A 13,792-nucleotide genomic window follows, 5' to 3' on the forward strand; every position below is an offset into this window, starting at 1 on the left:
GATGTTCGTCATGCAGCCGCAGTTCGGCGCCATCCACGCCCAGGCATGGACACCGATGGTGGCAGGCACGCTGCCGGCTGAAACCGCGCTGGCGCGGGCCGGAGACACGCTCAAGGGCTTCATGCTGGCGCAGACACGCGCCGCCGATTTGACCAAATTTGCCGAAATCGCCGGCAGCGGGCCTTATCTGCGCCCCGCCGATGTGCCGCTGACCGTGGTGCTGCCGGCGTTTGTCTCCAGCGAGCTCAAGACCGCGCTTCAGATTGGCTTTGTCATCTACCTGCCGTTCCTGGTCATCGATCTCATCGTTTCTTCGATCCTGATGTCGATGGGCATGATGATGGTGTCGCCGGCCACTGTATCGCTGCCGGTCAAGCTGGCGCTGTTCGTTACCGTCGATGGCTGGACCTTGGTGCTGGGCGCGCTCGCCCGCAGTTTTGGCGGTGGCTGATGGCGGATATGCCTGATGACGCCATGATCGGCGACCTTGCGCGTGAGGCCGTGCTGCTGTTTGCCGGGCAGGCCGCGATGTTTCTGGTGCCGATCCTCGTCGTCGCCATTGTCGTGGGGTTGGTGCAGACGATCTTTTCCATCCAGGAATCCTCGCTGTCGTTCCTGCCGAAGCTGGCGGCGCTGGTGCTGGTCATGGCCATTTCCGGCGAGGCTATGATGGTCAGTCTGGCGGGGTTCCTGACTCATGGCCTGATCGACATGGTTGGCGCAATCCGGTGATCATCGAGGTGCCCGCCTTTGACGGCATGACGCTGATGGCGCGGTTTGCGCTGGCCGGCGTGCGGCCGCTGGCGATGCTGGCGGTGCTGCCGAGCTTTGCCGGGGCGCCGCTGCCATGGAGGGCGCGGCTGGCGATGGCGGCGGCGCTGGCCAGCTTTACCGCCTTCGGCCCGCGCGCCGTGCCGCTGACACCCGAGATGTTGCCCGCCGAGGCGCTGGCCGGGTTGCTGGCCGGGCTGGCCGTGGCGCTGGCGTTTGCCGCTGCGCTGCTGGCCGGCGAAACCGTGGCGCAGATGATCGGGCTGGGCTTTGCCAGCCTCGGCCCGGCCGGCGGCAATGTCACGGCGCTGTCGGGGCTGTTCGGGGCGCTGATGTGGGGTGCGTTCCTCGCCAGCGGCGCGCATCTTGAGCTGTTCGGCGCGGTGGTGGCCGGCGGCGAGGTGCTGCCGCCGGGGCAATTGACGCTGGCGCGGGTCACGGCCTTTGGCGCGCTGATGTTTGCGTCGGGCTTGCGGCTGGCACTGCCCATCGTGGCCGTGCTGCTGCTCGGCAATGCGCTGGTGGCGATTGCCTCGCGGTCTGCGCCGCAATTGTCGGCGATGGCCATCGGGCCGGCGGTGCTGCTGCTGGGCTTTGTCTGGTCGCTGCCGATGCTGTTCGACGGCCTGTGGCGCGGCATGATCATCACTCTCGATGCCGGGCTGGGGCTGGTGGCATGAGCATGACGGCATGAGCGGCGAAAAAACCGAAAGCGCCACCCCGCGCCGCCGCGAACAGGCAGTGCGCGAGGGCAATATCTGGCAGCCAAAGGAACTGCCTACCGCCGTGACGCTGGCTGTTGCGGCACTGGCGGCCAGCATGGCGGGGCCGGCATTCTGGCAGGCGCTGCTGATGTTCATGGGGGGTGCGCTGGGCCGCGCCGATCTGGCGCAAACGCCGGAACTGTCCGGGCATGTCGGCACGTGGCCGCTGCTGTGGCCGCTGGCACTGGCCGCTGCGATTGCAACGATGGCGATTGCCACCACGCTGGCCATTACCCGCAATGCCGCGTTTGACCGGCTGGTGCCCAAGGCTGAACGCATCAATCCCGCCGCCGGTTTGAAGCGGCTGTTTTCGATGACCGGCCTCGCCGGCGCCGGCACCGCGATTGCCAAGCTGCTGGCAGTCGTGGCGGTGGGCGGCTTTGCGGTGCTGCCGCTGCTGCCCCGGCTTGCGCGGCTTGAGGCGCCCGGCCTGCCGCTGATCGGCGCGGCGTTGGTGCGGCTGATCGGCGTTGCGGCGCTGTTGCTGGCGGCAGTCGCGGTGCTCGATGGCGCGATCAGCTGGGTGCTGCGCGAGCAGAAACTCAAAATGTCCAAGGACGAGGTCAGGCGCGAATCACGCGAGAACGACGGGGCGCCCGAACTCAAGGCCGCGATCAAGCGTGCCCAATATGCTGCCGCCGGTCGCCGCATGCAAAAGACGCTGGCCGATGCGTCGGTGGTGGTGGTCAACCCGGTGCATTTTGCCGTGGCGCTGCGCTACCTTCCCGGCAGCGACATGGCGCCAGTGGTGGTCGAAAAAGGCCGGCTCGACATGGCCCATGCCGTGATCGCAGCGGCGCGGGAACTGGGCATTCCGGTGGTGCGCACGCCGCGCCTGGCACGCGCCCTGTTCTGGTCGGCGCGGCGCGGCGAGCCGGTCAAGGAGGAACTGTTCCAGGCGGTCGCAACCATCCTGGCGTTTGTGATGCGCTTCGAGCGGCCGGACGACGAGGCGGTGCCCGATGTGTTCGTGCCCGCCGAATATGATTTTGATGAAACCGGTGCGCGGCGCAAACCCGGCGCGCCGCTGCCGTTGTAGGAAGCCATGGCGAGTATCGCAAATACATTGGGCGCCGGGTCGGGCATCGACACAAGGGCATTGATCGACGGGCTGGTTGCGGCCGAACGCGAAGGCCGCACCAGGCAGCTTGGCACCCGCGCCGAAACGCTGGGCGCGCGCATTTCAGCGCTCGGCCAGGTGCGATCGGCCTTGCAGGGCATCGCGACCTCGTTGGACAGCCGCGTGCGGTCTGGCAGCCTTGGCGTCGGCATTTCCAGCAGCGACGCAGCCATCAGCGTCGAACGGCGCGGGCTGGGGCCGCCGTTACCCACCAGCTATAGCCTGTCGGTGACTCGGCTGGCAGCCAGCCAACGGTTGCTGGCCGCGCCATTGGCAGCGGCCGACGCGCCGGTTGGTGAAGGCGTGCTGACCATCGGCTTTGGCCGGCGCACCGAACTGGCGGACGGCGATTTCAGCTTTGCGGCATCGGCGCGGCCATCCATCGACATCACCATCACGCCGGGCAACAACAGCCTGACCGGGCTGCGCGATGCCATCAACGCCAGCGGCGCCGGCATCACAGCCAGCATCGTGTCCAGCGAGGGCAGTGCCACATTGGTGTTGCGCGGCAGCGACGGCGCCGACAACGGCTTTGTCATCAGCGCGGCACCGGCACCCGGCAGCACCGATCTGGCGCGGTTCAACCATACGCCGGGGGCGCGGGCGCTCAGCCTGTCCCAATCTGCCGGCGATGCGGAACTGATGCTGGATGGCGTGCCGGTACGGCGGCCAGGCAACAGCATTGATGATCTGATTCCCGGCGCGCGGTTGCGGCTGACTCGGCCTGCGTCCGGAGTGGCCGTGACCGCAGCGCGAAGCGGCAACGAGCTGTCGACGACCGTGTCGGATTTTGCCGAGACCCTCAGTGCGATGCGCGGCCTGATCCGTGATTTTCGCCGATCGGCAAGCAATGGCGCCGACGCCGGCGCGCTGGCCGGTGACACCAGCATCCGCAGCATCGACCAGCAGCTGACCGGGCTGGTGTCGGCGCGGATTCCGGCCGCCAATGGCCTGAGCCTGGCAGACCTGGGTGTGTCGATTACCCGCGAAGGCGATATCAGCTTCAACGCGGCCCGGCTGGCGGCGCTGCCGCCGGAACGGCAGGGCGATGCCGAGGCGTTGCTGCGCCATGTATCCGGACCGGCAACGGTCGGCCAGCCGCTGCGGCTGCAATCCATCGCGGCGCAGGTGTCCACGGCGGTGGATGGCATCACGCGGCGGCGCACGACAGTGACAGGCGAAATCGCCAAGGCCGAGGCCCGGCTTACCACCTATCGGCTGACGCTGGTGCGCCAGTTTGCAGCGATGGATGCAGCGGTGGCTGCCAGCAAAGCGGTCGGCAGCCAGCTTGATCAACAGATCGCGTTCTGGACCAGCGACAACAATTGAAATCAGGCCCGTCCCTAAGCTGCGCCGACCTGAATCTGAAAGCGGCGCATCTTTTCGATAAGCGTCGTGCGTTGCAGGCCGAGCAGCTTGGCAGTCGCTGCAACTGTGCCGCCCGACCGGGCCAGGGCAGCATTGATATAGGCGCATTCGAGATCGGCAAGGATGCGCTTGAGGTCAACGCCATTGGCGTCCATCAGTGCCGCGCCGGTAGTGACCTGTTCCGGCGGCTCGAACCGGGGTGCCGGTGGCTTGCCTCCGCCAGCCGGGCGCAACAAATGGACCAGTGTTTCCTTGCCCAGTATCTCGCCGGGGTGATGGGCCTGGGCGCGGTCGACGAAATTCTTCAGCTCACGGACATTGCCGGGCCATGGCTGCCCCATCAGCGCATCCATCGCCGCGCTGGTAAAGCGCAGCGCCTGGCCGGCATGGCGCCCGGCGAAATGCTCCACCAGCAGCGGCACATCTTCGCAGCGTTCGCACAGCGGCGGCATATGGATGTGTATGACATCGAGGCGGTACATCAGGTCGGCACGAAACACGCCCCGGTCGATGGCGCCATGCAGATCGACACTGGTCGCCGCCAGCAGCCGCACATCGACCATGATCGGCAGCATGCCGCCAACCCGTTCCACGACCCGCGTTTCCAGCGCGCGCAGCAGCTTGGCCTGCATCGCCAGCGGCATGTCGCCCACTTCGTCCAGAAACAGCGTGCCGCCATGCGCGGCCTCGAACCGGCCGGCCCGCGCCTTGACCGCGCCGGTAAAGGCGCCGACTTCATGGCCGAACATCTCGCTTTCGAGCAGGTCGTTGGCGACTGCGGCGCAATTCAGCGCCACGAACGGCCGCGTCGCCCGCCGCGACTGCTGGTGCAGCAACTGCGCCACCACGTCCTTGCCGGTGCCCGATGGCCCGGTGATCAGCACCGATGCATCGGCATCCGCGATCTTTTCGATTTCGCTGCGGATCGTCCGCAACGCAAGACTGCCTCCAATCAAGACGGCGAGTTGAGGGCCATCATGCTTCTTGTACTGAGACATAAGCCCTCGGCAAAAGTTTAACGTACGTTAACGAAATACTCGCACATACGCTATTGTTCATCGACCCAAGATAGACGACAGTACAGCAGGGTCATTTTCTGGTTTAGCGCGGGTGAAACCGAAATGACTGCTCATATCTCCATGATTCGCGGCGATCACCTCCATTACGGCGGCGATCGAACAGTATGTCGCATAGTGTCGTTTGTTGAAGGCTGGCCGTCCGCTGGCCCCGGCTGGCAGCAAGTGCCGGCCGGGCCGGGTTGGCCCGGCAACATCGATGCCGATCTCCTGCTGTTGCCGGCGGATGGCAGCGCCGCCATCACCCGCGCCGAGGTTGAACGGCTGGCGGTGCCGGTTGTGGTTGCGGCGCGCGACGATGATGTGATGGACCCGGAACTGGCCGACTTTGCCGACGCCTTTGTCTTTCCCGAGGACGCCGCCGATGTGCTTGGCGAAATCGCTGCCCGGCTGACGGGCTTCGCCGCGCCAGGTGTCGCCGATTTTTCCGGGGCGGCGCAGCATATCTCGGCACTGTCGGCCGAGGCGGCGCGCATTGCCGCGGCACTGGCACAATTGGCCAGCGAGGCTGACAATCCTGTGGCAGACGCGGCCATCGGTGCGCCGCTGGTGCGGCGAATGATCCGTCTTCGCCGCGACCGCGACCGGCATTTCCCGGGCGAAATCTTCGCCGATCCGGCTTGGGACATGCTGCTGGATCTGATCGCCGCGCAGTTGGAGGGCACCAACGTACCGGTCAGCAGCCTGTGCATCGCAGCTGCGGTGCCGACAACTACGGCTCTGCGCTGGATCCGCAGTCTGTCCGAAGCCGGCATGCTGGGACGCCGCACCGACCCATCCGATGCGCGCCGGACCTACATCAGTCTCTCGCCCGTCGCGTCCGATGCTATGCTGGCCTATCTGCGCCGGTTCAATTCGACTTTTCAGCTGCGCTGATGGTCGGCTTTTCAACTGCGCTGACCTGTTCGAGCAGCGTCAGCACCGGCACGAGGCTGCGCTCGGGGGCCTCCTCCATCGGGATATGGCCCACCTTGCCTAGCACGGTGACGCGGCTGTTCGGCAACCGCTGTGCAAACCAGACGGCGCTGCTCACCGGGATCAGTCTATCTTCCGCCCCCCAGATGACGGCGGCGGGCATGGCCAGCGGCGCATCGGCGGTTTCGCGCGGCGTGCCTGCATAACCCGTGAACCGGTCGATGGTGGCACGGCGATTGCCCGGATAGCGCAGCAGTTCCCAATAGCGGTCAACGACTGCGGGGGTCGCGCTTTCCTGCACGCTGACCGACTGCTTCAATGATCGTTCCATCATGGCGCGCGGCGTGATGATCTCGCCGAGGCTGCGAATGCCCGGCATGCGCGCAATGCGGAAACCCAGCGGCAGATCCTGACCCTTTGGCGCCGGCTGGCCGGACGAATCCACCAGAATCAGCCCGGCGATCTGGTCGGGATGGCGATGGGCATACAGCCATGACACGCCGCCGCCCATCGAATTGCCGCCCAGTGCAAAGCGCCGGAGCCCGAGGTGCGCCACTGCCTTTTCCAAGACATCGACATAGGACGCCGCGCTGTAATCACGCGATGGCACCGGGCCGGACAGGCCATGGCCGGGGAAATCCAGCGTGATGACGCGGTAACCCTTGGCGGTCAGTGTCTTTACCCAGGGCTCCCAGGTGTGCAGCGAAGCGTTGGAGCCATGTAGCAGCACGACCGGAAAGCCCGTCCTTGGCCCTTCATCGCGCAGGTGAATCGGGCTGCCGGGCACCAGCGCCAGATATTGCGAGGCCGGGCTGCCATATTTGGCGCGCAGGTTTGCCACCGAAATGTCGGGTGTGCGCAGCAGCCCCAGCAGTATCGCGATGGTGACGAACAGCAGGCCGAGCGCCGTCGCCAGCCGGCGCGGCCATTTCCCCAGTCTGGCAGCCATCAGATACGCTCGATCCGGATCGGCAGGCCGTTCTTGGGCTTGGGAATCGGGAACATCTGGAAGTCCAGCTCGACGCTCACTGCTGGCGTATCCAGCACGATGCGATGCTCGGCCAGAAGTGCAAAAAAGAACGCCTTTACCTGCATATAGGCAAAATGCAGGCCCAGGCACATGTGCTGGCCGCCGCCGAACGGCACCCAGGCATATTTGTGCCGGCCCCGGCTGTTTTCCGCCGTGAACCGCGTCGGGTCGAACCGTTCCGGGTCGGGCCAGATGTCGGGCAGGCGGTGGGTGATCATCGGGTTGATGCCGACATGCGATCCTGCCGGGATATGGTGGTTCATGAACACGAAGTCCCTGAGCGCGCGGCGCGGCATCGACGGCACAGGCGAAATCAACCGCAGCGCCTCCTTGAAGACCATTTCCATGGTTTCCAGCTTGCCCAGCGTTTCATAGGTCAGCGGCCCGCCGGTTTGCGCCTTCACCGCAGCGATTTCGGCGCGCAGCTTGTCCTGCCACTCGGGGTTGGCGCCCAGCAGATAGACCATCGAGGAAATCGACGATGTCGTCGTGTCATGCGCCGCCATCATCAGGAAGTTCATGTGGTCGATGATGTCTTGGTCGCTCAAAAGCGCGCCATTTTCATCGCGCGCGTTGCAGACCTGGGTGAAGATGTCATCGCCGGCCGCGCCCCGGCGCCCCGGAATTTCCTTGCCGAAATAGCCGCACAGATATTTGCGGCCATCGACGCCGCGCTTCATGGCAGTGAACGGCAACGGCTTGCGCACCACGCCGGTCGCGGCCTGCACCATGTCGACAAAGGCCTTGTTGATCTTGTCGGCTTCCGGCCCCCATGGCACGCCAAGGAATGACGCGGCAGCCAGATCGAGCGTCAACGCCTTGATGGTCGGATAGAATTTGAACGTGCCTGCGCTGGGCCATGGCGCGATTCCTTTGGCGATGCCGGTCTGGAGCGCATCGAAATAGATCTTCATCGGCTCGGTCTTGAAGGCGACCGACAGCGTCTTGCGGTGGATGCGATGTTCATCGAAATCCATCAACATCAGCCCGCGCGGGAACAGCAGTTCCAGCACCGGGTTCCAGCCGAGTTCCGAGCTGAAGATGCGGTCCTTGTTGAACATCACCAGTTCATTGGCCTCGGGGCCGATCATCGACACGCCCCAGCCGCCGAAATCCTGGCGGCGAAACACCCGCCCATATTGTTCGACCATGGCGCGCGAGCGGCCCAGCGGGTTTTTCAGGAACTGGATGGTCCTCCACATCGTCGAACGCGCCGGCATCATGCCGGGCAGATGGGCCAGATCCTCGAACCGGGGTTCGGGCAGGTCGGCGGGAATGAAATCGCGAGGGCCTGCTGGGGCGTTCATGGCTGGTTTTCTCCGGAATGCGGAGACGTGATACGCAAATTGCCGGCATTGGGCAATGAGGCGGTGCAAGGCCTTGCCGGTAACGGCGCCGAAACGACGCGGCGTTGCGTGCCGGGCTTCCCCATGGCTGCGCGCCGCCGTATGAAAGTGCGGTGACCCCTGATTTCGACATCATCCTTGCCGGCGGCGGGCTGGCCAATGGCCTGATTGCCCTGCGTCTGGCGCAAACCCGCCCCGATGTGCGGGTGTCGATCATCGAATCCGGGCCGGTGCTGGGCGGCAATCACACCTGGTCGTCCTTCGGGCTGGACATCAACGACGAACAGCGGCGCTGGACGCATGAGCTGTTCGCCTATCGCTGGGACAATTATTCGGTGCGGTTCCCCCGCCAGAGCCGCCGCCTCGATGTCGGCTATGGCAGCACCACGTCGGAGAAACTCGCCGCCGCGCTGCATGCCGCCATGCCTGCCGGCCATATCATGACGTCGATGCCGGTGGCCGCGCTTGATGCCACCAGTGTCACATTGGCTGACCAGCGCGTGTTGACGGCGGGCGTCGTCATCGATGGCCGCGGCCAGGCGCCGACCAAGGCGCTGGACCTGCGCTGGCAGAAGTTTCTGGGGCAGGAGGTGGAACTTGCGCAGGATCACGGCCTTGATGGCCCGATCATCATGGACGCGACCGTGCCGCAGTCTGACGGCTATCGCTTCGTCTACACGCTGCCCTTCGGCCCGCGCCATGTCCTGATCGAGGACACGTATTTTTCCGACGGCAAGGATATGGCGCCCGAATTGCTGCGCCAGCACATCGCCGACTATGCCGTGTCGCAGGGCTGGACCATCAGGCGCATCGTGCGCGAGGAAGCCGGTATCCTGCCGATGGGCATCGGCGGCGACATCAAGGCGTTCTGGGACGAAGGCCAGCCCGGCGTCCCGCGCGTCGGCCTGGCAGCGGGCATGTTCAACCCGGTCACCGGCTATAGTTTTCCCGATGCCGTGCGCATGGCCGATCTGGTCGCCAGCCTGCCCAGCCTTGATGCAGCCAGCGTCTATGCCGCCGTGCGCACCGAAAGTGAGCGGGTGTGGAACGGGCGCGGCATCTACCGTGTGCTCAATCGCATGTTGTTCCTTGCGGCGCAGGACGAGGAACGCCGCACGATCCTTGAACGTTTTTACGAGCATCCCGATGCGCTGGTCGGGCGGCTGTACGCTGCCGACAACAATATCGGCGACTGGTTGAAGGTGTTTTCCGGCCGTCCGCCGATCCCGCCGATGCGGGCGCTGGGCACCTTGTTGAATTATATGGTGCGCGGGCGCTGAATCGCGACTTGCCGCAGCGTGCCGTGTCCGGCATCACGCATTTGTGACCGATGTTCTCGCCAACGCCAAAAAGGCCATTGCCCGCGGCTCCAAAAGCTTCGCGCTCGCCGCCCAGTTGTTCGAACCGCAGACCCGCGACCGGGCGATGCTGCTGTATGCCTGGTGCCGTCACACCGATGATGTGATCGACGGCCAGGTGCTGGGGCAGGGCCGCAATGACGACACGCGGCCGCCGGCCGAACGTCTGGCCGAGGTGGTGTATCTCACGGAACGCGCGCTGGCCGGCCATCCCGAAGGCGATCCCGCCTATGCCGCGCTCGCACGGGTGGTCGAGGAAACCGACATGCCCGCGTGCTACCCGCGCGATCTGGTGCACGGCTTTCGCATCGACATGGAGGAACGCCCGTTCCTGACCTTCGACGACACGCTGTCCTATTGCTATCATGTCGCTGGCTGTGTCGGCGTGATGATGGCGATCGTCATGGGCGTGAAGCCCGATGACCGCGCCGTGCTCGACCGTGCCTGCGACCTTGGCATGTCGTTCCAGCTCAACAACATCGCCCGCGACGTCATCGAAGATGCGATGAACAGCCGGCGCTATATCCCGGATGACTGGCTGGCGTCGGTCGGGCTTGCGCCGGCGACGTTTGCGTTTCCCGCCAACCGCCGGCAACTGGCGCGGCTGGTGGCGCGGCTGGTATTTGCCGCCGAGGAATATGAGGCATCATCGCGCTTCGGCACGTCGGCTTTGCCGTGGCGGGCGGCCTGGGCCGTCCATGCGGCGGCGCGCATCTATGGCGGCATCGGCCGCAAGGTCCGCGATCTGGGCGAAGCCGGGCTGGAGAACCGGGTTTCCACCACGCGGGCGCAGAAACTGGCTGCCGTCAGCGGGGCCCTTGGCGACACGCTGCTGCGCGGGTCACGCTGGCCGATGCCGGGGCCGGCACGGACCGGCCTGTGGACCATGCCGGACTGAAAGGCCGGGTTGAAGCTTGTCGCTAACGCGCAGGCCTTTGTTGCCGGTCGCTAGCGCGCAAGCCTTTGTTTCCGGTCGCTAACGCGCCCAGTGCTCCGCGTTGTCGATCATGCCCATTTCGGCTTTCATCTTGGCCGAGGCGCGGATGCGGCCGCGACCATCGGACGTAAGCTGTGCCTTGAGCGCGCGAATCGGCGGCGCATAGATGAACCCGAACGACACAGCGCCTTCCTTGGTCTCCACGACATGATGCAGCCGGTGCGCCTGCACGACGCGCTTGAGATAGGGAAATTGCGGGTTCCAGCTGTGCTTGATGCGGCGGTGCACCAATATGTCATGCAAAAAGAAATAGATGGCGCCATAGGCCGTGATCCCGGCACCAATGGCCGTGAACATGTGCAACCCGAAATGCGTGCCGATGAGCAGCAGGACCATCGAGGGAATGGCGCCGGCCACCCCGAACCAGTCGTTCTTCTCGAACCGCCCGGTGCGCGGTTCATGGTGCGATTTGTGCAGGCTCCACAGGAACCCGTGCATCACATATTTGTGGCTGACGATCGCGACCACTTCCATCACGCCCACCACGAGCAGCGCAATGACAATGCCCTCGATCCAGCCGATATCGGCAAACATCGGGGCGAGCATCGGATAACGGGCGGCGAGATCTGTCGACATAGGCTCATTCTATAGCCAGCCGCGCGCCAATATGCACGGTGGATGATGCCGCAGCTTGTCGCGGCATGCCGACGCCGGCAAGGTGCCGGCTCAGGTTCGTGAACAAGGAAGCCGCGCCCGTGAAATCTGCCCGCACCGCCCTTTTGTTGCTGCCGTTCCTGGCGCTCGCCGCCTGCACCAGCCCGTCACAGCGCATCACCCGCAACCTTGTCGATCTGGGTGTCTCCGAACGTCAGGCCCGCTGCATGGGCGACCGGCTCGGCGACCGCCTGTCCGTCGGCCAATTGCGGCGCCTGCAGGAACTCAGCAACATTTCCACCGAACGCCTGTCCCGCATGCGAATCGGCGAAATCGCCCGCAAACTGTCCGACGACAAGGACCCCGGCCTGGTCGCAGAATTCCTCCGCGCCGGCATCGGCTGCGCAATCTGATTGGCTCTGCTGGTGCCTTGTCACTGATCCTTGTCAGGCCGATCGTGGTTGGCTATATACTTGGCTAAGGAGGCTGACATGGCACAATTCACTGTTCATGATGCCAAGACCAACCTGTCCCGGCTCATTGCCGATGCGCTGGCCGGTGGGGACGTCGTCATCGCTCGTGGCAGCACGCCGGTGGTGCGGCTCGTACCTGTGGCCCCTCGCGGCCAGCGGTGCTTTGGCGCGCTCAAGGGCCGGATTTCCATTGATAGCCGTTTCGACGAGCCCCTGCCCGATGATGAACAGGGTGCGTGGAGCCTGTCTTGAGACTCCTGCTCGACACCCATGCCCTGATCTGGTGGCTGGCCGGCCATGCGGCCTTGAGCCGGCCGGCACACGAAGCCATTGCCGACGAGAGCAATGCAGTGTTCGTCAGCGCGGCATCAGCCATGGAAGTCGCGACCAAATACCGTATCGGCAAGATGCCGGATGCGGCACTTTTGGCCGAGGGATTCGAAACCATCATTGCCGCACAGGGGTTCGGCGAACTGCCAATCACGGTCCAACACGCCAGGCGCGCTGGCGAGATGAATATTGCGCACAAGGACCCGTTTGACCGGCTGCTCATCGCCCAGTCGCAAGCCGATGATTTGACGCTTGTTTCGAATGAAGTGATTTTCGACGGGTTTGCCGTCAAGCGGCTGTGGTAGGCGCGCCAAGCCCGATCACCGCCCACCCCCACTCCGCTTCGCCGTAAACCCCTTTTTCTTCATCTTCTCGAACCGCGTTGTGCGTGTCCCCGGTGCGCCGCCCATGCTGCGGCCCTTGACCGGTGCCGCGCGGTCGCCGTCGGGGATGCCGAGTTCGTCCATTTCCAGCCGGCGGATCTGGTCGCGGATGGCGGCGGCGGTTTCGAATTCCAGATCGGCGGCCGCCGTCTGCATCTGCTTTTCGAGATCGGCGATATAGGCTTTCAGGTTATGGCCAACCAGATGCGGCGTGTCGTCGTCGCCGGTATCGACCAGCAACCCGTCCTTCATCGACACATCGGCCAGCACATCGGAAATGTTGCGCTTGATGCTGATCGGCGTGATGCCGTGTTCGCGGTTGTACGCCTCTTGCCGGTCGCGGCGGCGGTCGGTTTCGCGCATGGCGCGTTCCATGCTGCCGGTGATGCGGTCGGCATACAGGATGACGCGCCCTTCGACATTGCGTGCCGCGCGGCCGATGGTCTGCACCAGGCTGGTTTCGGACCGCAGGAACCCGTCCTTGTCGGCGTCCAATATCGCCACCAGCCCGCATTCGGGAATATCCAGCCCCTCGCGCAGCAGGTTGATGCCGACCAGCACGTCATAAACGCCCAGCCGCAAATCGCGGATCAATTCGATGCGTTCCAGCGTTTCGACATCGCTGTGCATGTATCGCACGCGCAGGCCCGCTTCGTGCAGGAATTCGGTCAGATCCTCGGCCATGCGCTTGGTCAGCGTCGTCACCAGCGTGCGGTATCCGGCGGCGGCGACCTGCTTGGCCTCCTTGATCAGATCCTCGACCTGGTCCTCGACGGGGTGAATGAACACTGGCGGATCGACAAGCCCGGTGGGGCGGATAACCTGTTCGGTGAACACGCCGCCGGTGCGGTCCATCTCCCAGGGGCCGGGGGTGGCCGAGACGAAGACGCTGTCCGGCCGCATGGCGTCCCACTCCTCGAACTTCAGCGGGCGGTTGTCGAGGCAGGAGGGCAGGCGGAAGCCGTACTCGGCCAGGGTGAATTTGCGTCGGTAGTCGCCGCGGTACATGGCCCCGATCTGCGGCACCGTCTGGTGGCTCTCGTCGATGAACAGCAGGGCGTTGTCGGGGATGTATTCAAAGAACGTCGGCGGCGGCTCGCCCGGCCGGCGGCCGGTGAGGTAGCGGCTATAGTTCTCGATGCCGGCGCAGGAGCCGGTGGCCTCGATCATCTCGACGTCGAAGGTGGTGCGCTGTTCCAGCCGCTGGGCTTCCAGCAGCTTGCCGTTGGCGATCATCCAGTCCAGCCGCTCCTTGAGCTCGGCCTTG

The 13,792-nt window shown here is 65.0% G+C and carries 16 protein-coding genes; 11 read left to right on the plus strand and 5 right to left on the minus strand.

Annotated features, from left to right (window positions below; all coding sequences use genetic code 11):
* From RMQ73_RS11955 to fliD, 5 genes are all read left to right on the plus strand, one after another.
* The coding region (locus RMQ73_RS11955; protein WP_310498479.1) for a flagellar biosynthetic protein FliP at positions 1-451 on the plus strand (451 nt) is incomplete at its 5' end.
* Entirely contained in the window at positions 451-732 is a 282-nt protein-coding gene (locus RMQ73_RS11960; RefSeq protein ID WP_310498480.1) for a flagellar biosynthetic protein FliQ, read from the plus strand. The genes RMQ73_RS11955 and RMQ73_RS11960, both read left to right, overlap by 1 nt.
* A complete protein-coding gene (locus tag RMQ73_RS11965; protein ID WP_310498481.1) occupies positions 729-1,451 on the plus strand; it encodes a flagellar biosynthetic protein FliR in 723 nt (240 codons plus the stop codon). Before RMQ73_RS11960 ends, RMQ73_RS11965 begins: the two co-directional genes overlap by 4 nt.
* Positions 1,452-1,461: 10 nt before the next feature.
* Positions 1,462-2,574 carry an EscU/YscU/HrcU family type III secretion system export apparatus switch protein gene (locus tag RMQ73_RS11970; protein ID WP_310498482.1) on the plus strand — a complete coding sequence of 371 codons (1,113 nt, stop codon included), beginning with the start codon at positions 1,462-1,464 and terminating at the stop codon, positions 2,572-2,574.
* Between the two features lie 6 nt (positions 2,575-2,580).
* Positions 2,581-3,984 carry a flagellar filament capping protein FliD gene (gene fliD, locus RMQ73_RS11975; RefSeq protein ID WP_310498483.1) on the plus strand — a complete coding sequence of 468 codons (1,404 nt, stop codon included), beginning with the start codon at positions 2,581-2,583 and terminating at the stop codon, positions 3,982-3,984.
* A gap of 14 nt (positions 3,985-3,998) precedes the next feature.
* On the opposite strand, the gene RMQ73_RS11980 is transcribed toward fliD, so the two are convergent.
* Entirely contained in the window at positions 3,999-5,021 is a 1,023-nt protein-coding gene (locus RMQ73_RS11980) for a sigma-54 dependent transcriptional regulator (RefSeq protein ID WP_310498484.1), read from the minus strand.
* 195 nt (positions 5,022-5,216) lie between these two features.
* On the opposite strand from RMQ73_RS11980, the gene RMQ73_RS11985 reads away from it, so the two are divergent.
* Positions 5,217-5,975, plus strand: a complete 759-nt coding sequence (locus RMQ73_RS11985) for a hypothetical protein (RefSeq protein WP_310498485.1) — start codon at positions 5,217-5,219, stop codon at positions 5,973-5,975.
* Here RMQ73_RS11985 and RMQ73_RS11990 read toward each other — a convergent pair.
* Positions 5,950-6,963, minus strand: a complete 1,014-nt coding sequence (locus RMQ73_RS11990; RefSeq protein WP_310498486.1) for an alpha/beta hydrolase — start codon at positions 6,961-6,963, stop codon at positions 5,950-5,952. The two genes, RMQ73_RS11985 and RMQ73_RS11990, sit on opposite strands and share 26 nt — an antisense overlap.
* The gene (locus RMQ73_RS11995; protein ID WP_310498487.1) at positions 6,963-8,351 is read right to left on the minus strand and encodes a cytochrome P450; all 1,389 of its coding nucleotides are present in this window, start codon (positions 8,349-8,351) and stop codon (positions 6,963-6,965) included. Before RMQ73_RS11995 ends, RMQ73_RS11990 begins: the two co-directional genes overlap by 1 nt.
* Before the next feature lie 152 nt (positions 8,352-8,503).
* On the opposite strand from RMQ73_RS11995, the gene crtY reads away from it, so the two are divergent.
* Both crtY and RMQ73_RS12005 read left to right on the plus strand, forming a co-directional pair.
* Positions 8,504-9,670 (plus strand): lycopene beta-cyclase CrtY, encoded by a 1,167-nt coding sequence (crtY, locus tag RMQ73_RS12000; RefSeq protein WP_310498488.1) that lies wholly within the window; start codon positions 8,504-8,506, stop codon positions 9,668-9,670.
* Positions 9,671-9,713: 43 nt separating this feature from the next.
* Entirely contained in the window at positions 9,714-10,646 is a 933-nt protein-coding gene (locus tag RMQ73_RS12005; protein ID WP_310498489.1) for a phytoene/squalene synthase family protein, read from the plus strand.
* Between the two features lie 78 nt (positions 10,647-10,724).
* Here RMQ73_RS12005 and RMQ73_RS12010 read toward each other — a convergent pair whose 3' ends face one another.
* Positions 10,725-11,321, minus strand: coding sequence for a sterol desaturase family protein (locus tag RMQ73_RS12010; RefSeq protein WP_310498490.1), 597 nt, complete (start codon positions 11,319-11,321; stop codon positions 10,725-10,727).
* A 119-nt stretch (positions 11,322-11,440) separates the two neighbouring features.
* Here RMQ73_RS12010 and RMQ73_RS12015 point away from each other — a divergent pair, with 119 nt between their 5' ends.
* The 3 genes from RMQ73_RS12015 to RMQ73_RS12025 all read left to right on the plus strand — a co-directional run bounded on the left by RMQ73_RS12015 (position 11,441) and on the right by RMQ73_RS12025 (position 12,447).
* Entirely contained in the window at positions 11,441-11,752 is a 312-nt protein-coding gene (locus RMQ73_RS12015; protein WP_310498492.1) for a hypothetical protein, read from the plus strand.
* Between the two features lie 78 nt (positions 11,753-11,830).
* A complete protein-coding gene (locus RMQ73_RS12020; RefSeq protein ID WP_310498493.1) occupies positions 11,831-12,064 on the plus strand; it encodes a type II toxin-antitoxin system prevent-host-death family antitoxin in 234 nt (77 codons plus the stop codon).
* Positions 12,061-12,447: a type II toxin-antitoxin system VapC family toxin gene (locus RMQ73_RS12025; protein WP_310498494.1), complete on the plus strand. Its 387-nt coding sequence runs from the start codon at positions 12,061-12,063 to the stop codon at positions 12,445-12,447. Before RMQ73_RS12020 ends, RMQ73_RS12025 begins: the two co-directional genes overlap by 4 nt.
* A gap of 15 nt (positions 12,448-12,462) precedes the next feature.
* Here the strand turns inward: RMQ73_RS12025 and RMQ73_RS12030 are convergent.
* A partial coding sequence (locus RMQ73_RS12030; RefSeq protein ID WP_310498496.1) for a helicase-related protein occupies positions 12,463-13,792 on the minus strand: 1,330 nt, incomplete at its 5' end.

The organism is Sandarakinorhabdus sp., assembly GCF_031430775.1.
Taxonomy (GTDB): Bacteria; Pseudomonadota; Alphaproteobacteria; order Sphingomonadales; family Sphingomonadaceae; genus Sandarakinorhabdus.